The organism is Rhizobium sp. NZLR1 (assembly GCF_017357385.1).
In the GTDB taxonomy this organism is placed as follows: domain Bacteria; phylum Pseudomonadota; class Alphaproteobacteria; order Rhizobiales; family Rhizobiaceae; genus Rhizobium.
In genome coordinates this window covers 768,535-787,162 of record NZ_CP071632.1, presented here as the reverse complement: position 1 = coordinate 787,162, position 18,628 = coordinate 768,535, and the positions used below count along the sequence as shown (strand labels likewise).

The window sequence follows — 18,628 nt, the reverse complement described above, 5'->3', positions numbered from 1 at the left end:
GAACAAGGCAGGGATCTTCCATGTCCGCCCACGCACGCATTTCTGCGATCACCGATCGCATTGTCGAACGCTCGAAACCAACCCGCGAGCGCTACCTGGAACGCCTGCGCGCCGCCGCCTCCAAGGGTGTCGCGCGTTCGGTGCTGGGCTGCGCCAACCTTGCCCATGGCTTTGCGGTCTGTTCCCCCGCCGACAAGGATGCGCTCGCCGGTGATCGCATCCCCAATCTCGGCATCATCACCGCCTATAACGACATGCTCTCGGCTCACCAGCCGTTCGAGACCTATCCGGCGATCATCCGCGAGGCGGCCGCCCAGGCCGGCGGCGTGGCGCAGGTGGCAGGCGGCGTGCCGGCGATGTGCGACGGCGTCACCCAGGGACAGCCGGGCATGGAGCTTTCGCTGTTCTCGCGCGATCTGATCGCCATGTCGGCGGGCATCGGCCTGTCGCACAACATGTTCGACGCCGCCCTCTTCCTCGGCGTCTGCGACAAGATCGTGCCGGGCCTCGTGATTGCGGCCCTGTCCTTCGGACACCTGCCGTCGATCTTCGTTCCCGCCGGTCCGATGACGACAGGCCTGCCGAACGACGAGAAGTCGCGCGTGCGCCAGCTCTTCGCCGAGGGCAAGGTCGGTCGCGCCGAGCTGCTGGAAGCCGAATCGAAGTCCTATCACGGCCCCGGCACCTGCACCTTCTATGGCACCGCCAATTCCAATCAGATGCTGATGGAGATCATGGGCTTCCACATGCCCGGCTCCTCCTTCATCAATCCGGGCACGCCGCTGCGCGAAGCGCTGACGCGCGAGGCGGCCAAGCGGGCGCTGGCGATCACCGCGCTCGGCAACGAATTCACGCCGGCGGGCGAGATGATCGATGAGCGCTCGGTCGTCAACGGCGTCGTCGGCCTGCATGCCACCGGCGGCTCTACCAATCACACGCTGCACCTCGTCGCCATGGCGCGGGCGGCCGGCATCCAGCTGACCTGGCAGGATATTGCCGAGCTTTCGGAAATCGTCCCGCTGCTGGCCCGCGTCTACCCGAACGGACTTGCTGACGTGAACCATTTCCAGGCGGCCGGCGGCATGGGCTTCCTCATCAAGCAACTCCTGAAGCACGGACTGGTGCATGACGACGTGCGCACCGTCTTCGGCCAGGGTCTCCAAGCCTATACGGTCGACGCCCGGCTCGGTGAAAACGGCGCCGTCCGGCGCGAACCGTCGCCTGAGAAGAGCGTCGATCCCAAGGTTCTCTCCAGCATCGAAACGCCGTTCCAGGCGAATGGCGGGCTGAAGATGCTGCGCGGCAATCTCGGCAAGGCGGTGATCAAGATCTCCGCCGTCAAACCGGAACGCCACATCATCGAGGCGCCGGCGATCATCTTCCACAGCCAGCAGGAGCTGCAGGACGCTTTCAAGGAAGGCAAGCTCAACCGCGATTTCATCGCCGTCGTGCGCTTCCAGGGGCCGAAGGCGAACGGCATGCCGGAACTGCATAAGCTGACGCCGCCGCTCGGCGTGCTGCAGGACCGCGGCTTCCGCGTGGCGCTGTTGACCGACGGGCGCATGTCCGGCGCCTCAGGCAAGGTGCCGGCCGCGATCCACGTGACGCCCGAGGCGGTCGACGGCGGCCCGATCGCCCGCATCCGCGACGGCGACATCATCCGCCTGGACGCGATCAAGGGCACGCTCGAGCTGCTCGTCGATGCAGCCGATATGGCCGAGCGCGAGCCGGTGACCGTCGATCTCTCCGACAATGAATTCGGCATGGGCCGCGAACTCTTCGCGCCGTTCCGTCGCGCCGTCGGACCTTCGGATCAGGGCGCCAGCGTGCTCTTCCACCACTAGCTACAGCTATTTGGCGGGATACCTAGTCGTGATGCCGCAACGCCTCCACCAGCAAGGTAAATGCTGGAGAGGAATGCCGGCGTGAAGGATAGTACAAGTGATACCCGGGAAACGGCGGCGACCAGTCGTCCAGCACCTGCACGAGCCGGCCATTCTCAAGGTCCTCTCGGACGACATCCTCGTGGACGTAGGTGAGGCCATATCCGTCAAGAGCGGCTTTCACGATCTGTGGAACGCCATTGAAGGCGACCTGTCCATCCACCCGGACCCGCACCTCATGGCCGTCGCGTTCGAACTCCCACGGGTAGAATCCGCCGTAACTCGGCAGGCGTATGTTGATGCAGCGGTGTGCCGTCAAGTCCTGCGGCGAACTCGGCGGCGGCTGATCTTTGAAGCAGGAGGGCGCAGCCACCACGATCATGCGTGCCAGCGGGCCGATGCGGACGGCGATCATGTCCTTCTCAACCTGGTCGCCGAGCCGGACACCGGCGTCGAACCGCTCGGCGACGATGTCCGTCAGCGCCGACTCTGCGACCAGTTCGACCTTGATGTCGGGATAGTGACGAAGAAACGCCGAAAGCTTCGGCCATAGGATGGTGTCGATCGCGTGCTGACCCGCGGTGATTCGGAAACTCCCCGCCGGCTTGTCCCGAAACTCACTGAGCGCAGCCAATCGGGCTTCGATCGTACCTAACGCCGGGGCCAGGGTCGACAGCAGCTGTTCGCCCGCATCGGTTGGTGCAAGACTTCTTGTCGTGCGGGTCAATAGCCTGACCCCCAACCGCTCCTCAAGGCGCTTGATGATGAGGCTGAGCGAAGACTGAGACGTCCCGAGCCGGGCCGCCGCTCTGGTGAAGCTCTTCTCTTCGGCAACAGCGAGGAAGGCCATCAGGTCGCCCAGTTCTTCGCGACGCATTTATTGATCTCCGAGATAAGTTCAATCTTATTTTAGCGTCTAATCGAAAGAAATGGCAGATACTATAATGCCTTTCGATGGCCGCATGGATGCAGCCGCATAGGCAGAGGCGGACCGATGGCTTGGTCAGAACCCGAACTTGCGCAGATCGCGGACAGCGACGACCTGCACATCTCTCCCTTCCGCGAGGATGGCGCTACCTATGGCACTCCAACCTGGATCTGGTCCGTCGTAGTAGAAGGAGAGCTCTACGTGCGCGCCTATCATGGCCAGCGGTCGCGATGGCATCAGGCCGCGGTCAAGCGGAGGGCCGGACGTATCATTGCCGCCGGAATGACCAGAAACGTGGCATTCGCGCCCGTCGAGGGTGCGATCAACGCGGCGATCGATGATGCGTACCGGAGCAAATACGCGACGAGCTCGTATCTCGGCGCCATGATTGGCGAACGTGCCAGATCAGCCACTATCCGGATCACGCCGCTCGAACAGTAGGGCTGATCTCGCCGGCGATTTTCGACAGCGACGGTCGTCAATCAGTGAAAGAGAGACGCAAGTCCTGGCCATGAACCCATCTTAAAACATCGATCGGAAGAACAATGTCACCCTCAACGCCTATTCGCAGCGCACTGACCGACGACGACGTCCGCGCCGTTTCACCAGCCTTGGCGAACTATACCCGGAATGCCATCGTCGGCGACCTCTGGAAACGCCCGGACCTGTCTTCGAGAGACCGCAGCCTAGTAACGGTCTCGGCATTGATTGCGCGCGCCCAGACGATCGGCATGACCCATTACTTCAACCTGGCTTTGGACAACGGCATCACACCGACCGAGATCTCAGAGATCATAACGCATCTCGCGTTCTACAGTGGATGGTCGAACGCATTCTTCGCCGTGGAAATCATGAAGGGCATCTTCGCCGAGCGCGGCATCGGAGAAGGCCAGTTGCCACGGGAGCCTGTTGCCCTCCTTCCCCTCGACCAAGCGTCGGAAGCAAAACGCGCCGAGGCCGTCCAAACCAATTTCGGCGACGTATCCCAAGGCGTGGTGGACTTCACCGGCGAACTTCTGTTCAGGGATCTCTGGCTTCGCCCTGGGCTCGCACCGCGCGACCGAAGCCTCGTCACAGTAAGCGCGCTGGTAGCATCCGGTCAGGTGGCGCAAATCACCTACCATCTCAATCGCGCGATGGATAACGGGCTGACCAGGGCGCAGGCATCGGAAACCTTGACGCATCTTGCCTTTTATACCGGCTGGCCCTGCGTTTTCTCGGCGATGCCCGTCGTCAAAGACGTGTTTGCAAGTCGGGACAAGTAGACCGAGAGGAGGCCCAGCATGAAGTCCCGCCGCGGACCGACTTGCATCCGCACTCCATTGAACTTGAATCATGCAGCTGGAGGATATTTTTATGCAGAAACGTAAGCTAGGCCAAGGGCTGGAAGTCTCGGCGCTATCGCTCGGTGCAATGGGATACGGCAAAGCCCGTGAACTGCCGGACAGGGCGGACATGATCGCTCTGATCAGGGCCGCCGTCGAATGCGGCATGGACTTCTTCGACACGGCGGAAGTCTATGGCCCATTCACCAACGAGGAGATGGTCGGCGAGGCGCTCCAGCCGGTTCGCGGCAAAGTCAAGATCGCGACCAAGTTCGGCTGGGATGTCGATCCCGATACCGGGGTTCATCACGGTGGTGTCAATAGCAAGCCCGACCATATTCGCCGGGCTGTGGAAGGCAGCCTCAAGCGCCTGCGCACTGACCACATCGATCTTCTCTACCAGCACCGCGTCGATCCGGAAGTGCCGATGGAGGACGTGGCAGGCGTGGTGAAGGATTTGATCGGCGAGGGCAAAGTCGGCTGGTTCGGCCTGTCGGAAGCCGGGCCGTCGTCGATCCGTCGTGCCCATGCGGTCCAGCCGGTGGCGGCGCTGCAAAGTGAATATTCGCTCTGGACACGCGAGCCAGAGGCGGAAATCCTGCCGACACTCGAAGAACTCGGCATCGGCCTCGTGCCCTTCAGCCCGCTCGGCAAGGGCTTCCTTACCGGCAAGATCGCCGCGGACACCACGCTAGACACATCGGACATGCGCAACTCTATTCCGCGCTTCTCGCCGGAGGCCCGCAAAGCCAATCAGCGGCTCGTCGATCTCATCAGGGCCATCGGCGACAGGCACGGCGCAACTCCGGCGCAGGTGGCGCTGGCCTGGTCGCTTGCACAGAAGCCCTGGATCGTCCCGCTCTTCGGCACTCGAAAGCTGGAGCGCTTCGAGGAAAATGTCGGCGCACTCAAGGTGCAACTGACGGCCGAGGACCTCGGCGAGATCCGGTCCGCAGACATTCATATCGAAGGAGCACGTTATCCCGAGGAACATCTCAGCCGGGTCGGCCTCTGATCCACGTGCCACGCTTGTCGGTTTCTGTTATAGGCTTTGCAGGTTTGCTACATGTATCGCCAACAGGCCGACGAAGAGAAAGTGACATGGCACACGCTGACACGGCGCTTACTCCGCATCATCTGCAACTCGCGCGGATGTTTGCGGAGCGTTCTGGAACGACCCACGAGCCACCCACCTGCGCGGTCAGGGATATTCTTGATCGCGTGGGAGACAAATGGACGATGCTGGTGCTGATTGCACTGGCCGAACGTGCCCGCCGATTCAGCGACGTGAACCGCGCAGTTCCCGATATCTCGAAGCGGATGTTGTCGCAGACCCTGCGGACGCTCGAGCGGGATGGGCTGGTTCTGCGCACAGTCTTCCCAACCAATCCCCCGAGTGTTGAGTATGAGCTCACGGAGCTCGGCCGCACCATCTTCGAACCGCTCACGATGCTGGTGCGCTGGGTGGAGCGGAGCCAGGAAGTGATCGGTATGGCGCGAGATCGATACGACACGTCGCCCTAATAGCGATTGTGTGGCAAGAGCGTCAATTTGCCAGCATGAACGCAGGATAGTCGTCCCAGCCAAAGATCGTAAAGCGAGGCGCAGAGCGCCTCGCGATTACAGTCAAGCGACCGTGATGATAAGGCGTCCCGTGACGTGCCCCTTGGCGCTTAGTTCCTGCGCGGCGCCGACTTGGTCGAGCGGAAATGTCCGTTCAACCGGCAAGCGGAAGTGTCCCGCCTCAAACAGTGCTACGGCACGTTCCAGGGCGGGCACCGCGTCCCTTGGATCGAACGAGTTTCTGACGCCATGTTCCGCGGCCGCGAAGTCGGCGATCGATATGACCTTGGAAGGGTCACCGGTGATCGCCACCAGGTCCGGAATGGCACCGGAGGCCACGATGTCGAGCGCACCCTGCACGCCATCAGGTGCAAGCGCAGCCACCCGTTCGCGCAGGCCGGGACCATAGGTCGTCGGCACAGCGCCCAACGAACGTAGATAACCATGCTTCGGCCCGCTCGCCGTGCCGATCGTGGGGATGCCGGCGCTGGCGGCCAACTGGATCGCCGCAGATCCAACCCCTCCTGCGGCGCCGCTGACCAGCAGCGTCTCACCGGGCTTTACGCCGACCTCGTCGATGATCCGCGACGCCGTCTCGACTGAAATCGGGAACCCTGCCGCCTCCTCGAACGAGAGGCCATCCGGCTTGCGCGTCCATTCGTGCAGGATCGCGAAATCGGCCATCGTGTCATGGCCCTTGCCGAACACGGCATCGCCGACCGACACGCCGGTCACGCCCTCACCGATGGCATCGACCACGCCTGACGCTTCCAAACCGGTCCCGGCGGGGAGCGTGAGCGGCATGTGCTCGTGCATGTAGCCTGCCCGGAGCTTCCAATCGATGGCATTGACGCCCGCGGCCTTGACGGCGATGCGCACTTGACCTGCCCCCGGTTCGGGTATTTCGACCTCATCGACCGTCAAAACGTCCGGGCCACCATATTCATGAAAACGTACAGCCCTCATCTGAGTGCTCCTTGTCATATTGTTAAAAGCGTTGGCAGGAAGGCATCAACAGGCAAAGGGATCGGCACGATGACCAACCGTGTTGTCTGCTTTTCAAGACGCCGCATTGGCAGATCTGAGCCGGGTCATGGTCGAAGCGGCGGTCGCTTGCCGGCCGGTTCATTCCGATCATGAAAACTCACGTTGCTAGTTGTCGCCATGACCATTCCTCTTCGGCTAACTGCCGTTCGAGATATCTAGACGAGACCGCAGAGGGCGTGAAGGAGGCAGTATTTCCCAACCAGGTGACGGCGCAGTAACCGCTCCGCGCTGCGTGGGCCAACTGGGCTTCTAATCAGCGTCGTTTGAGCCTCAGAGAGGATGGTTCCCAACCGCGTCATGTTCAATAGAGGGCGTCAGGGCGAGGTGCCACGAACAAGGCGGAGAGAGTCGGGCGCTCAAGACGGATCATTTTCGCAGGCGGCTGATGGTCTTAGCTTCACAGCAAGCGATCTAAGGCCGTGCGTTGTGCAAGTCCGGCGTATCGGGACCGAATCGCTTTGGCAATTCTACAGCAAGTGCATCGATCGCCAGGCGTGACCGCAGCGGCAGATACTGGGTGCTCGGCCAGACCGCATAGCATTCCATCGTGGCGCTCGGGCGGTCTCCCCACAGTTCGATGAGATCCCCTGCTCGCATCCGATCCCGCACCAACCAGTGGGGAAGCCAGGCAAGCCCCATTCCATCGATCGCGGCATCCGCGATGACTTCAAGGTCGTCGAAACGCAGCCGGGATGTAACGGAGATATCGATGAGAGCCCCGCTCGTGTCGGGCAGTTGCCATGCGAGGCCATGATCGCCCCGCCAGTAAACAAGCAGGTCATGCTCGGCGAGATCTGCAACGGAGCGAGGTTCCCCGCGTGCAATGAGATAAGCAGGTGAGGCGCACAGCACCTTGCGCTGGCTGACCAGCCGTCGGGCGTGCAGCGAGGTTCCGTTGCCAAGGGAACCGTTGCGCACGGCAAGATCGAAGCCGTCGGCGATCAGATCGATCTGACGGTCGTTGAAGCTGAGTTCAAGTTCAAGCTTCGGGTACTGGCGAGCATAGCTGCGTAAAATCGGCGCCGCGCAGTAGCGGCCGAATAGAACCGGAAGCGAGACGCGCAGCCTGCCGGCGACCTCGCGCCGGCCAGATTCCAGGAGAGACTCGCCGGCGCGCAGTTCGTCGATGGCACGAATGCAACGCTCGTAATATTGCTGGCCATCCTCCGTCAGGCTTTGTGTGCGGGTCGTCCTGTGAAACAGCCGAACTGAAAGGCGCTCTTCCAGGCGCGCAATAGCCTTGCCGACGGCGGAGCGTGTCAGCTTCAGCCGGTCAGCCGCTTTTGCAAAGCCACCCGCTTCGACCGCCTCAACGAAGATCTGCACACCATCGAATCTGTCACGCATGCCGGGCAGGGCCTCCAGAATAGCAAATCCATTGATTGTAGAATCACAGGAACCAAAGAAGAGAAAACTTATTTCTAATGGCCTTAGGTATTCTACGATACAACCGCTGCGAAGCAAACGATATTTTCGAGACGATCCCAATCCAAGTGGTCATCGCTGACTTTGGATCAGCATCATCCTCCCGTCGTGCGCGAATCTCGGTCAAATGGAAGGGCGTGAGAATGCTAATATCGATCGTATATGACAGCGGTTATGGCCATACCGCGCGTGTAGCGGAAGCCGTCGCTGAAGGCGTTTGGGAAGTCCAGGGGGCGGAAGTGAACATCGTCGCCGTCGCCGAAGGTCCGGTAGATTGGACGGCGCTGGAAAAGAGCGACGCGATCATCTTCGGGTCGCCGACCTACAGCGGCATGATCAGCGCAAGGTTCAAGCAGTTCTGCGAGGATTCCACGAAAACGGCGTGGTTTGAACAGAAGTGGCGCAACAAGATCGCTGCCGGCTTCACCAATTCGGGCGCGCAGCACGGTGACAAGCTCAACTCACTCGTCTCAATGGCGCTGTTTGCGGCCCAGCACGGGATGATCTGGGTTGGTCTCGACATTATGCCTGGTAACGCCAGCAGCACCGGCAGCGTGGACGATCTCAACCGTCATGGAAGCTGGCTCGGCGTCATGACCCAGTCGAACAACGATCAGGCAGCCGAGGTCACGCCTATCCAGAGCGACCTCAAGACGGCCACTTACCTGGGCCGTCGCGTGGCGGAGACCACAGGCCGGTTTCAGCTCGCATAAACTCAGCCCTACAATCCCCACCAAGGAGTATGATCATGAAACTGCTTTGCCTCGACGTCCCGCAGCCCGGCGCCACGATCGAACAGTACCAGCCGCATATGCAGGATGAAGCCCGCCACGCCTGGCAGATGTACAAGGGCGGCATCATCCGGGACATCTATTTCCGACAGGATCGCCCTGGCGTCGCCATCATTGCCGAGGCCGAGTCTATCGAGGCGGCCAAGCAGGCGCTCGCCGAATTTCCCCTCGCCAAGGCCGGGCTCATTGACTGGGACGTTATCCCGCTCGGTCCCTTCCTGAATTGGGAAACGCTGTTCGCCCCTGGAAACGCTTGAGGCTAAAACGCCTGAGGCTGGGGTTCGCCAAACCGGCTCCCGGCTGCGCTTGAGAGGCGCGGTCGGGTCCAGCAGGCCAAATCAAAGGCGCCAGGCGCGAGAATAAGGGTACCAACCATGACAGTAATGGGCTTCGCTGCTCGATCGGCCACCGGCCCGCTCGAACAGTTCGCGTTCGAACGGCGCGCACCGCGTCCGGACGACGTCGTCATCGACATCCTCTTCTGCGGTGTCTGCCATACGGACCTGCACCTTGCCCGCAACCATGGCGGCTTCACGACCTATCCGATCGTCCCGGGTCACGAGATCATCGGCCGCGTGCGCGAGGTCGGGACCGGCGTTTCCGGCTTCAAGGCTGGCGACCTGGTCGGCGTCGGCTGCATGGTCGACTCCTGCCAGCACTGCAAGCCGTGCCTGAAGGGCTGGGAACAGGATTGCGTCGAAGGCTCGACCTACACCTACAATAGCGCCGACCGGCAGGACGGCAGCGTCACCTATGGCGGCTATTCCAATTCCGTCGTCGTGCGCGACAAGTTCGTCCTATCGATGCCCGACGGGCTCGATCCGGCCGGCGCGGCGCCGCTCTTGTGCGCGGGCATTACCACCTGGTCGCCGCTGCACCGCTGGAATGTCGGCAAGGATAGCAAGGTCGCCGTGATCGGCCTTGGCGGCCTCGGCCACATGGCGCTGAAGCTCGCCAAGGCGCTCGGCGCCGACGTCACGCTGTTCACGCGGTCGGCCGGCAAGGAGGAGGATGCTTTCCGCCTCGGCGCCGATCATGTTGTGCTGTCGGGCGATCCGAAGCAGATGAAGGCTGTCGCCGGGCGCTTCGACGTCATCATCGACACAGTCCCCTACGATCATGACGTCAACCCCTACATGCCGACGCTGGCGCTGGAGGGCGTTCTGGTGCTCATCGGCTACATGGGGCCGCTCGGCACACCGGTGAATGCCGACGGGGTCGTGCGGGGTCGCCGGGCAATCTCCGGATCGTTCATCGGCGGCGTGGCCGAAACCCAGCAGATGCTCGATTTCTGCGGGGCCCATGGCATCGTCTCCGACGTCGAAATCATTCCCATCCAACAGATCAACGAAGCCTATGAGCGCATGTTGAAGAGCGACGTGAAGTATCGCTTCGTCATCGACATGGCCTCGCTCAAACCCTGAGGAGCATGAACATGGCAGACAACATCAAGCCTATCCTTTGCGTGGTCACCAGTCACCCGATCCGCGGCGACAGCGGCGAGCCGACCGGTTTCGCGATGGTCGAACTCACCCATCCGCTCGATGTCTTCAAGGCGGCCGGCATTCCAGTCGAGATCGCCTCGATCCGCGGCGGCCATCCGCCGATCGACTTCTTCGACCTTTCCGATCCGGTCAACGACAAATTCTGGAAGGATAAGGAATTCCGCGCCGACCTGGCCGATTCCAAGATCCTTGCGGATCTCGATCCCTCGCGCTATTCGGCGGTCTTCTTCGCCGGCGGCCACGGCACGATGTGGGATTTCGCTGATAGCTCGGCCGTGCAGAAGGTGATCCGCGACATCTGGGAGAGCGGCGGCATCGTTTCCGCTGTCTGCCACGGTCCCGCCGCCCTGGTGAACGCCAAACTGTCTGACGGCAGCTATCTCGTCGCCGGCAAGAAGCTTGCCGCCTTCACCGACGAGGAGGAAGCCGAGGTCAAGTACACCAAGGTCGTGCCCTATCTGCTCGCCACCACGCTGAAGGAGCGGGGGGCGCTGCACCAGCCGGCGCCGAACTGGTCGGAGAATGTCGTGGTCGATGGGCGGCTCGTCACCGGCCAGAACCCGGCTTCCGCGCATGGCGTCGGAAAAGCCATCCTCGACCACCTCACGCAGAAAGCCTGACAACAACGGTCGCGCGCCTGCAGCCCGCAACACGGTTCGGTGTACTCAGCAAAAACACAGACGGGGCGCCCCGCGAAAGCAGAGCGCCCCGTCTTCAAGCCGGCAACAGCGCTCAGGGAACCGGTTTTTCTCTGATCCTCGGTGCGCTAATCCCGGTACGGTTGCGTCCAAAATCCCGGAGAACTGCCGATGGAAACAATTGCTGGTACAAGCAGTTCTCAACAAGCCGGTATTGATTCTGAGGTCATGGCACGGCTCGCCGGACCTTGGCACCTCGTGACGATCGAGCAGCCGGATGCCAACGGGGTGATGGGGGCGCTGAAAGTGGCCGGTTTCCTCGTCCTTACTCCCGACGGGCATATGACGATCCAGGTCCGCAACATGGAGTCGTTCGACCTCGATAACCCCTATAGTAGCGGCGGCTACGAAGCGAGCTATGGAACACTCACACTCGATCCCGCCAACAGCACCTTCGTCTATCATGTCGAAGGTGCATTGGTTCAAGCCTTGGTAGGCCAGGATTTGCCGCGGTCCTATCGCTTTGTAGACGATCGGCTCATCCTCACGTCCACACGTGCTGATGAAGAATGGCGAGTCGTGTGGCGCCGCAGCGGCAATGACAGCCTGAAGCCACCAGCGAGAGGATTTCAAAGATGAAGATCATCGCGATCGAAGAGCATGTCCTTCCCAATGACGTGCGGCACGCGTGGAACACTGTATCTGGCGCCGATGATGGAACGCTCGGGCTCAATCCCGGTGTGATCGGCGAACGGCTCGCGGATCTTGGAGAACAACGGCTGGCCCTGATGGACGAGACGGGCGTCGATGTTCAGGTTCTCTCCTTGACGACACCGGGACTCAACAACCTTGGTCACCACGGCATCGATCTCGCTCGTCGTGCCAACGATTTGCTGGCTGAAGCAGTCGGTGCCAACCCGTCTCGTTTTCAAGCTATGGCGGCTCTGCCATCCGCGGATGCCGACGCGGCGGCTCTGGAGTTGCGGCGATCCGTCGAGGAACTCGGCTGCAAGGGGGCCGTGCTTTTTGGGCGGGTCGGCGACAAAAATCTGGATCATTCAATTTTCGAACCGACATTCGCTTGTGCGGCCGAACTCAATGTGCCGCTCCTGATCCATCCGCAAATTCCGCAGACGAACGTGCGCGGCTCCTATTACGCGGGCTTCGGCGCCCCCATCGATCTCGCCTTGTCCACATTCGCCCTCGGATGGCATTTCGAGGCGGGTATCCAGTTCGTGCGTCTGATCTTGGGAGGCATCTTCGACCGCTATCCGAACCTTCAGGTGATCCTTGGCCACTGGGGCGAACTGGTGCTTTTCTACCTTGAGCGGTTGGTCATGCTTGATCGGGTGTCCGGGCTGCAGCGGCCATTCATCGATTATGTCCACGGCAATCTTTATCTGACGGCAAGCGGTATGTTCAACCCGGCCTATCTGCAGCAGGCGGTCAATGCCGTCGGGATTGACCGAATCCTATTCTCGACAGACTACCCCTATCAATACCGCCCCGGAGGCGATGCACGGCGTTTCGTAGACGTTCTGGAGCTCGACGATGTCAGCAAATCGAAATTCGCTTATCGGAATTGGGAGCGCTTGACCGGAGGCGGCAGCGGGGATCTTAGCACCTCCGCATTCAGGAGCCCTTGACGAGCGGCAATGTAAACGCTCGCACTTTTTGCTTGTCGACGCCACTGCTGGGACTGAGAGCCAGGCGTTTGAGAATGACGGAGTTTAGTCAGCGCATCGGCCCGAAAATCGGAATCGGTCTTAGGAAAGCATGATGCGAGGATTGAAAGTGCTAAAGCGTCCTTTGTGCGTCCGAAAGGACGCACGGCGCTCCAGGCTTAGTCGCCGGAGACAAACAAAAACCCGCGGCGCGCGAAGCACCACGGGTTTTCGATATCAGGTCTTATACCGTCAGGCGCGGATATCGAGAACGTAATCGCGGTGCGCCGGATGGGTGCTGTAGACGAAGATCTTGTTCAGTTCCTTCTGCGTCAGCAGGCGCAGGAAGCGGACTTCGACCGTATTGTTGGCGTTGACCTTCATCAGCAGGCAGCCGACCTTGGTGATGCGGGCATCCGGAATATCCAGATAGAATTGCTTCGGCAGGTTGAACTGGGTGAGGATCGCGAGTGTAGCGCTGCTCATCGAGATCCGGACAATATCGCAGCGGCGCGAAGCCGCGTGCATGACGCCCTTTTCCGTATATTCGATGCGCGCGGCATTCATGGTGTCCTCCATCTTGAACCGCTGCTCGCGGTCATACATGAAGGATTCTTCCTTGCTCAGGAAATGAGATTTTGGCTGTGACGGATTGGAAGCGGCCACTTGCTTATCCCCCTCGTAAATCGATGGGAAAAAGGTAGCAGCCGATCTTTAACAGAAAGTGAGAATTCGGCCCGTCACACACAATTCTTAGGGCCATTACCCCAAAAATGGCCGCCTCATTTCCGGTAGGTATGGCCGGTTGCGTTAAACAGATGCAACTTCTGCCTGTCGGCGGCAAACCGCATCCTCTGACCCTTCTTCACATCGTAGATGCCGGGCAGCTTGACGACGATCGGCTCGCCCGGGACCAGGCCTTCGATATAGAGCAGCGTCACTTCGCCGAGTGCTTCGACGATCGACACCTCGCCCTCGAAAAGATAGTCGGCGCCGTCGGCGACCCTCAGATCCTCCGGACGAACGCCGAAGCTTGCCTGCTTGCCCTTTTCGGATGCGTCGGTCGCAACATCGAGGGTCACCGACATGCCGCCGGTCAGCGTCACCGTCGTCTGGATTCCGGTTCCGGCGACCGTCGCCGGGATGATGTTCATCGCCGGCGAGCCGATGAATTTCGCGACGAAGAGGTTGGCCGGACGCTCATAGAGATCCAGCGGCGCGCCGACCTGCTCGATATTGCCGGCCGAGAGAACGACGATGCGATCGGCGAGCGTCATCGCTTCGACCTGGTCGTGGGTCACGTAGATCATCGTCGTATCGGCCATCTGTTCGTTCAGGCGGGCGATCTCGATGCGGGTCGCGACGCGCAGCGCGGCATCGAGGTTGGAGAGCGGCTCGTCGAACAGGAAGACCTTCGGATCGCGGCAGATGGCGCGGCCGATCGCCACGCGCTGGCGCTGGCCGCCGGAAAGCGCCTTTGGCAGGCGATCAAGATAGTTGGTCAGCTGCAGGCTCTCGGCTGCCGCCCGGACGCGGCGGTCGATCTCCTGCTTGCTCTCGCCGGCGATCTTCATGCCGAAAGCCATGTTGTCGAAGACGGTCATGTGCGGGTAGAGCGCATAGGACTGGAAGACCATGGCGATGCCGCGCTTGGAAGGCGGCACGTCATTGACGAGATGGCCGTCGATATACATCTCGCCGCCGGTGATCGCCTCGAGACCGGCGATCATACGCAGAAGCGTGGACTTGCCGCAGCCGGACGGACCGACGAAGACGATGAATTCGCCCTGCTTGATATCGAGATCGATGCCGTGGAGAACGTCCACGGAACCGTAGGATTTGCGGATATCCTTCAGCGTCAGTCCAGTCATGTCTCTCTCCCCTTGGTCCTTAGGCAAGACGGGCGAAATACGCCCCCCAGGCCGGAATATCGATCTTGTCGCCATAGTTGTTGCTGGTAAAGCCGTGCCCCGTCAATGCCTGCCATTCTCCCGCCGGCAAGGCGACGCAGGCCTCGGCCGGGCTCATGTTGAAGATGCAGAGCAGCTTCTCGTTGCCGTATTCACGGGTGAAGACCAGGCTGTCGCCCTGCGGCTCTTCGAATTCGATCTCGCCCTTGGCAAAGGCCGGATGCAATTTGCGGAAGGCGATGAAGCGGCGATAGTGCTCCAGCACCGAAGCCTCGTCGCCCTGCTGAACGCTGACGGCACGCAGAATATGCTCGACCGGCACCGGCAGCCAGGGCTTGACCGTCGAAAATCCGCCCTGGGCGACCTGGCTGTCCCAGACCATCGGCGTGCGGCAGCCGTCGCGGCCCTTGAATTCCGGCCAGAACTGGATGCCATAGGGATCCTGCAGATCCTGATAGGCGAGATCGGCCTCGGTCAGCGCCAGTTCCTCACCCTGATAGAGGCAGACGGAGCCGCGCAGCGTCATCAGCAACGAGGCATAGAGCTTGGCGAAGGCGTCGTGATCGGCGACCAGCCCGCCCCAGCGGCTGACATGGCGCATGACGTCGTGATTGGAGAAGGCCCAGCAGGCCCAGCCATCGGGTGCTGCAGCTTCGAAATCCTGCATCACCTCTTCGACGCGCTCCGCCGTCAGCGGATCGGGCGCCAGGAACTCGAAGGCATAACACATATGCATCTTGTCGTTGCCGGAAGTGTATTCGCCGACAATTTCAAGGCCACGCTGACTGTCGCCGACCTCACCCACTGCGGCGATTGCTGGGAACTCCTCGAGGACGGCGCGGAAGCGCTTCAGGAAGGCAAGGTTCTCCGGCCGGTTCTTGTCGTAGATATGCTCCTGGAAATTATAGGGATTGACTGCCGGCGCCGTCGAGGCGTTGCGGCGTTCTGGAGCAAGTGCGGGATTGTCGCGCAGTTGCGTATCGTGGAAATAAAAGTTGATGGTATCGAGGCGGAAGCCGTCGACACCGCGGTTGAGCCAGAAGCGGACGACATCAAGCAGACGGTCCTGCACCTCAGGATTATGCAGGTTCATGTCCGGCTGCGAGGTCAGGAAGTTGTGAAGGTAATACTGCATGCGCGTCGGATCCCACGCCCATGCCGAGCCGCCGAAGATCGACAGCCAGTTGTTCGGCGGCGTCCCATCCGGCTTGGCGTCGGCCCAGACATACCAGTCAGCCTTGGCGTTGGTCTTGCTGGAACGGCTCTGTACGAACCAGGGATGCTGATCCGAGCTGTGGGAGATGACGAGGTCGATCATCACGCGGATGCCGAGGCGATGGGCCTCGGCGATCATCGTGTCGAAATCCACCAGCGTGCCGAAGATCGAATCGACATTCTCGTAGTCGGAAACGTCATAACCGAAATCGCGCATCGGCGAGGTGAAGAAGGGCGAGATCCAGATGGCATCGACACCGAGGCTTGCCACATGCGGCAGGCGGGCGGTGATGCCCTTCAGGTCGCCGATGCCGTCACCGTTCGAATCCTGGTAGGAGCGCGGGTAGATCTGATAGATCACCGCGCCGCGCCACCAGTCCTTGTCGGGAGTCGAGATCGATTGGGGAGCCACGTTCATGGAATATCCTGTTTGAAGTCACGGTCGAAAATGGTCAGCCTCCCTTGACCGAACCCGCCAGCAGGCCACGCACCAGATAACGCTGCAGCCCGAAGAAGACGAGCAGCGGCACGATGATGGTGACGAAGGCCGACGCCGTCAAAATCTCCCAGTTGCCGCCGCGTGAGCCAAGCAGCGCGTTGAGGCTGCCGGTCAGCACGAGGTGGTCCTTGTCGGTGCCGAGGAAGACCATGGCAACGAGCAGGTCGTTCCATACCCACAGGAACTGGAAGATGGCGAAGGAGGCGAGCGCCGGGAAGGACAGAGGCAATACGATGCGGACGAAGATCTCGAAGTCGCTGGCGCCGTCGACGCGGGCGGATTCGATGATCTCCTTCGGCAGGCCGGCGATATAGGCCCGCAGGAGGTAGATGGCGAGCGGCATGCCGAAGGCGGTATGGGCCATCCAGATGCCGGGATAGGTTTTGGACGGCTGGCCGAGCATGGTGCCGATCTCGTTATAGAGGCGCAGCAGCGGGATCAGCGACATCTGCAGCGGCACGACGATGAGGCCGACGACGAGCGCAATCAGCAGCCCGCGGCCAGGAAACTCCATCCAGCTGAGCGCATAGGCGGCGAACGCGGCAATCAGGATCGGGATGATCGTCGCCGGGATCGTCACGGTCAGCGAGTTGATGAAGGATTGGCCGATGCCCTCGCCGGTCAGAACCGTCTTGTAGTTCTGCATCGTGAATTCCGGCGGCGCAGAGACGGATGCATAGATGCGCCGCGGGCGTTCGTCGGGCGAAAAGGCGGCGTTCTTCATATAACGGTAGCTGCCGTCGCCGTTGATCTGCAGGGTTTCGCCGTCGCCGAGATCGGCAGTCTCGCCGGCCTTGAAGGCGGCGGGCTGCTGCACGCGGTTGCCGAAGGCCTTCACCGAGCGGCCGGTCTGGCCTTCCAGCACATTGCCTGAAATGACGTAAGCCGCACCTTCCTGCTGCTGCTGATCGGCTGTGCCGAGGCGGACAGCGACCGTCTGCGTCGAGCCGACGAAGGATGTCCACCAGCCGGAGACGACGATCTGGTCCTTGTCGCGCAGCGCGCTGACGAAGATTCCGAGCGTCGGGATCAGCCAGACGATGACGATCAGCAGAACGGCGGCGTGAACGAAGAGACGGGCGGGGCCGATCTTGAAGTAGCTTCCGACAGCGGTCATCTCAGTGGCCCTTCAGTTCGCGATTGGCGCGTCGCACGTTCCAGACCATGATCGGCGTGACGGCGAGCATGATGATGATGGCGATGACGGCGCTTCGGCCGGAATCGCCGCCGCCGCGGAACAGCCAGTTGAACATCAGATTCGCCAGCACCATCGACTGCCACTGGCCGTTGGTCATGGTCAGCACGATATCGAAGACCTTGAGGACGAGGATGGTGATCGTCGTCCAGACCACCGCGATCGAGCCCCAGACTTGCGGTACCATGATGCGCCAGAAGATCTGCCAGCCATTGGCGCCGTCGATGACGGCGGCCTCGATGGTCTCTTCGGGAATGCCGCGAAGGGCGGCCGACAGAATGACCATGGCAAAACCGGTCTGGATCCAGATCAGGATGACCATCAGGAAGAAATTGTTCCAGAAGGGAACTGAGATCCACACCTCAGGTGTGCCGCCGAACGTCTGGACGATGGCGTTCAAGAGGCCGATCTGGACGTCGTTGCCGCCGCGATATTCATAGATGAACTTCCAGATGACCGAGGCGCCGACGAAGGAGATCGCCATCGGCATGAAGACGATGCTTTTGGCGATATTGCCCCACCAGATGCGATCGGTCATCACGGCGATGACGAGGCCGAAGAAGGTACAGGCGGCCGGTACAACGGCAAGCCAGAGGATGTTGTTGAAGATCGACTGGCGGAATTCGCGGTCGCCGAGTGCCCATTTGTAGTTCGCGACGCCGACGAATTGCTCGCCGGCGCGGTCGTAGAAGGAGAGGATGAAGGTCGCAACGACCGGATAGACGAGATAGACAATGAGCAGGAATAGCGCCGGGCCGACGAACAACCACGGGCGCACGAGCGCACGGCGGTTGAGATTGCGCGATGCGGCGCGGATGTCGCCATCCTTCACCGGCAGAGCGAGATCCAGGATCTTGTTCGAAAAATAGAAATAGGCCGAGCACGCGAAAACGGCGACGACCACGACGGCCAAAGCGGACACTATCTGCGACAGCATTTCGTCCCTCCCCTGCTTCCCCTGATCTTATTGCGACCGGTTGTTGTTCTGACGGGTCAACGCCGGTCATCGTCAATCTGTTTGTATTGCCCAATCACAATAA

General features: G+C 61.1%; 19 protein-coding genes. 11 read left to right on the top strand and 8 right to left on the bottom strand.

Going from position 1 to position 18,628, the window contains the following annotated elements; genetic code table 11:
- Positions 1-20: 20 nt before the first annotated feature.
- Positions 21-1,844, top strand: a complete 1,824-nt coding sequence (edd, locus tag J3O30_RS03950) for a phosphogluconate dehydratase (RefSeq protein ID WP_207582977.1) — start codon at positions 21-23, stop codon at positions 1,842-1,844.
- Between the two features lie 22 nt (positions 1,845-1,866).
- On the opposite strand, the gene J3O30_RS03945 is transcribed toward edd, so the two are convergent.
- Complete coding sequence (locus J3O30_RS03945) at positions 1,867-2,760, bottom strand: LysR family transcriptional regulator (protein ID WP_207582976.1); 894 nt, start codon at positions 2,758-2,760, stop codon at positions 1,867-1,869.
- A gap of 117 nt (positions 2,761-2,877) precedes the next feature.
- On the opposite strand from J3O30_RS03945, the gene J3O30_RS03940 reads away from it, so the two are divergent.
- The 4 genes from J3O30_RS03940 (at position 2,878) to J3O30_RS03925 (ending at position 5,660) form a co-directional block, all read left to right on the top strand.
- Positions 2,878-3,252: a DUF2255 family protein gene (locus J3O30_RS03940; RefSeq protein WP_207582975.1), complete on the top strand. Its 375-nt coding sequence runs from the start codon at positions 2,878-2,880 to the stop codon at positions 3,250-3,252.
- 104 nt (positions 3,253-3,356) lie between these two features.
- Complete coding sequence (locus J3O30_RS03935; protein WP_207582974.1) at positions 3,357-4,076, top strand: carboxymuconolactone decarboxylase family protein; 720 nt, start codon at positions 3,357-3,359, stop codon at positions 4,074-4,076.
- 91 nt (positions 4,077-4,167) lie between these two features.
- Complete coding sequence (locus tag J3O30_RS03930) at positions 4,168-5,151, top strand: aldo/keto reductase (protein ID WP_207582973.1); 984 nt, start codon at positions 4,168-4,170, stop codon at positions 5,149-5,151.
- An 86-nt stretch (positions 5,152-5,237) separates the two neighbouring features.
- Positions 5,238-5,660 (top strand): helix-turn-helix domain-containing protein, encoded by a 423-nt coding sequence (locus J3O30_RS03925; RefSeq protein WP_221116072.1) that lies wholly within the window; start codon positions 5,238-5,240, stop codon positions 5,658-5,660.
- A 102-nt stretch (positions 5,661-5,762) separates the two neighbouring features.
- Here J3O30_RS03925 and J3O30_RS03920 read toward each other — a convergent pair whose 3' ends face one another.
- On the bottom strand, positions 5,763-6,665 hold the full coding sequence (locus J3O30_RS03920) for an NADP-dependent oxidoreductase (protein WP_207582972.1): 903 nt from the start codon (positions 6,663-6,665) through the stop codon (positions 5,763-5,765).
- A 492-nt stretch (positions 6,666-7,157) separates the two neighbouring features.
- On the bottom strand, positions 7,158-8,093 hold the full coding sequence (locus tag J3O30_RS03915; protein ID WP_207584254.1) for a LysR family transcriptional regulator: 936 nt from the start codon (positions 8,091-8,093) through the stop codon (positions 7,158-7,160).
- Between the two features lie 221 nt (positions 8,094-8,314).
- Between J3O30_RS03915 and J3O30_RS03910 the strand changes: the two genes are divergently transcribed.
- The 6 genes from J3O30_RS03910 to J3O30_RS03885 all read left to right on the top strand — a co-directional run bounded on the left by J3O30_RS03910 (position 8,315) and on the right by J3O30_RS03885 (position 12,751).
- Entirely contained in the window at positions 8,315-8,884 is a 570-nt protein-coding gene (locus J3O30_RS03910; protein WP_207584253.1) for a flavodoxin family protein, read from the top strand.
- Positions 8,885-8,919: 35 nt separating this feature from the next.
- Positions 8,920-9,219 (top strand): superoxide dismutase, encoded by a 300-nt coding sequence (locus J3O30_RS03905; protein WP_207582971.1) that lies wholly within the window; start codon positions 8,920-8,922, stop codon positions 9,217-9,219.
- A 117-nt stretch (positions 9,220-9,336) separates the two neighbouring features.
- Positions 9,337-10,386, top strand: coding sequence for an NAD(P)-dependent alcohol dehydrogenase (locus J3O30_RS03900; RefSeq protein WP_207582970.1), 1,050 nt, complete (start codon positions 9,337-9,339; stop codon positions 10,384-10,386).
- An 11-nt stretch (positions 10,387-10,397) separates the two neighbouring features.
- Positions 10,398-11,087: a type 1 glutamine amidotransferase domain-containing protein gene (locus J3O30_RS03895; RefSeq protein WP_207582969.1), complete on the top strand. Its 690-nt coding sequence runs from the start codon at positions 10,398-10,400 to the stop codon at positions 11,085-11,087.
- Positions 11,088-11,276: 189 nt separating this feature from the next.
- Positions 11,277-11,744 carry a lipocalin-like domain-containing protein gene (locus J3O30_RS03890; protein WP_207582968.1) on the top strand — a complete coding sequence of 156 codons (468 nt, stop codon included), beginning with the start codon at positions 11,277-11,279 and terminating at the stop codon, positions 11,742-11,744.
- Positions 11,741-12,751, top strand: coding sequence for an amidohydrolase family protein (locus J3O30_RS03885; protein ID WP_207582967.1), 1,011 nt, complete (start codon positions 11,741-11,743; stop codon positions 12,749-12,751). The genes J3O30_RS03890 and J3O30_RS03885 overlap by 4 nt, the downstream gene beginning before the upstream one ends.
- Before the next feature lie 270 nt (positions 12,752-13,021).
- Here the strand turns inward: J3O30_RS03885 and J3O30_RS03880 are convergent, their stop codons facing one another.
- The 5 genes from J3O30_RS03880 to J3O30_RS03860 all read right to left on the bottom strand — a co-directional run bounded on the left by J3O30_RS03880 (position 13,022) and on the right by J3O30_RS03860 (position 18,525).
- The gene (locus J3O30_RS03880) at positions 13,022-13,375 is read right to left on the bottom strand and encodes a hypothetical protein (protein ID WP_207582966.1); all 354 of its coding nucleotides are present in this window, start codon (positions 13,373-13,375) and stop codon (positions 13,022-13,024) included.
- A gap of 176 nt (positions 13,376-13,551) precedes the next feature.
- Complete coding sequence (ugpC, locus tag J3O30_RS03875; RefSeq protein ID WP_207582965.1) at positions 13,552-14,640, bottom strand: sn-glycerol-3-phosphate ABC transporter ATP-binding protein UgpC; 1,089 nt, start codon at positions 14,638-14,640, stop codon at positions 13,552-13,554.
- A gap of 19 nt (positions 14,641-14,659) precedes the next feature.
- Positions 14,660-16,312, bottom strand: coding sequence for an alpha-glucosidase (locus J3O30_RS03870; RefSeq protein ID WP_207582964.1), 1,653 nt, complete (start codon positions 16,310-16,312; stop codon positions 14,660-14,662).
- A gap of 34 nt (positions 16,313-16,346) precedes the next feature.
- Positions 16,347-17,510 (bottom strand): carbohydrate ABC transporter permease, encoded by a 1,164-nt coding sequence (locus tag J3O30_RS03865; RefSeq protein WP_207582963.1) that lies wholly within the window; start codon positions 17,508-17,510, stop codon positions 16,347-16,349.
- Between the two features lies 1 nt (position 17,511).
- Complete coding sequence (locus J3O30_RS03860) at positions 17,512-18,525, bottom strand: sugar ABC transporter permease (RefSeq protein WP_207582962.1); 1,014 nt, start codon at positions 18,523-18,525, stop codon at positions 17,512-17,514.
- Between the last annotated feature and the right edge of the window lie 103 nt (positions 18,526-18,628).

Bases quoted from the DNA above. Each gene is read 5' to 3' on its own strand.
- edd (WP_207582977.1), top strand. From the start codon at position 21: ATGTCCGCCCACGCACGCATTTCTGCGATCACCGATCGCATTGTCGAA.
- J3O30_RS03945 (WP_207582976.1), bottom strand. From the start codon at position 2,760: ATGCGTCGCGAAGAACTGGGCGACCTGATGGCCTTCCTCGCTGTTGCC.
- J3O30_RS03940 (WP_207582975.1), top strand. From the start codon at position 2,878: ATGGCTTGGTCAGAACCCGAACTTGCGCAGATCGCGGACAGCGACGAC.
- J3O30_RS03935 (WP_207582974.1), top strand. From the start codon at position 3,357: ATGTCACCCTCAACGCCTATTCGCAGCGCACTGACCGACGACGACGTC.
- J3O30_RS03930 (WP_207582973.1), top strand. From the start codon at position 4,168: ATGCAGAAACGTAAGCTAGGCCAAGGGCTGGAAGTCTCGGCGCTATCG.
- J3O30_RS03925 (WP_221116072.1), top strand. From the start codon at position 5,238: ATGGCACACGCTGACACGGCGCTTACTCCGCATCATCTGCAACTCGCG.
- J3O30_RS03920 (WP_207582972.1), bottom strand. From the start codon at position 6,665: ATGAGGGCTGTACGTTTTCATGAATATGGTGGCCCGGACGTTTTGACG.
- J3O30_RS03915 (WP_207584254.1), bottom strand. From the start codon at position 8,093: ATGCGTGACAGATTCGATGGTGTGCAGATCTTCGTTGAGGCGGTCGAA.
- J3O30_RS03910 (WP_207584253.1), top strand. From the start codon at position 8,315: ATGCTAATATCGATCGTATATGACAGCGGTTATGGCCATACCGCGCGT.
- J3O30_RS03905 (WP_207582971.1), top strand. From the start codon at position 8,920: ATGAAACTGCTTTGCCTCGACGTCCCGCAGCCCGGCGCCACGATCGAA.
- J3O30_RS03900 (WP_207582970.1), top strand. From the start codon at position 9,337: ATGACAGTAATGGGCTTCGCTGCTCGATCGGCCACCGGCCCGCTCGAA.
- J3O30_RS03895 (WP_207582969.1), top strand. From the start codon at position 10,398: ATGGCAGACAACATCAAGCCTATCCTTTGCGTGGTCACCAGTCACCCG.
- J3O30_RS03890 (WP_207582968.1), top strand. From the start codon at position 11,277: ATGGAAACAATTGCTGGTACAAGCAGTTCTCAACAAGCCGGTATTGAT.
- J3O30_RS03885 (WP_207582967.1), top strand. From the start codon at position 11,741: ATGAAGATCATCGCGATCGAAGAGCATGTCCTTCCCAATGACGTGCGG.
- J3O30_RS03880 (WP_207582966.1), bottom strand. From the start codon at position 13,375: ATGTATGACCGCGAGCAGCGGTTCAAGATGGAGGACACCATGAATGCC.
- ugpC (WP_207582965.1), bottom strand. From the start codon at position 14,640: ATGACTGGACTGACGCTGAAGGATATCCGCAAATCCTACGGTTCCGTG.
- J3O30_RS03870 (WP_207582964.1), bottom strand. From the start codon at position 16,312: ATGAACGTGGCTCCCCAATCGATCTCGACTCCCGACAAGGACTGGTGG.
- J3O30_RS03865 (WP_207582963.1), bottom strand. From the start codon at position 17,510: ATGACCGCTGTCGGAAGCTACTTCAAGATCGGCCCCGCCCGTCTCTTC.
- J3O30_RS03860 (WP_207582962.1), bottom strand. From the start codon at position 18,525: ATGCTGTCGCAGATAGTGTCCGCTTTGGCCGTCGTGGTCGTCGCCGTT.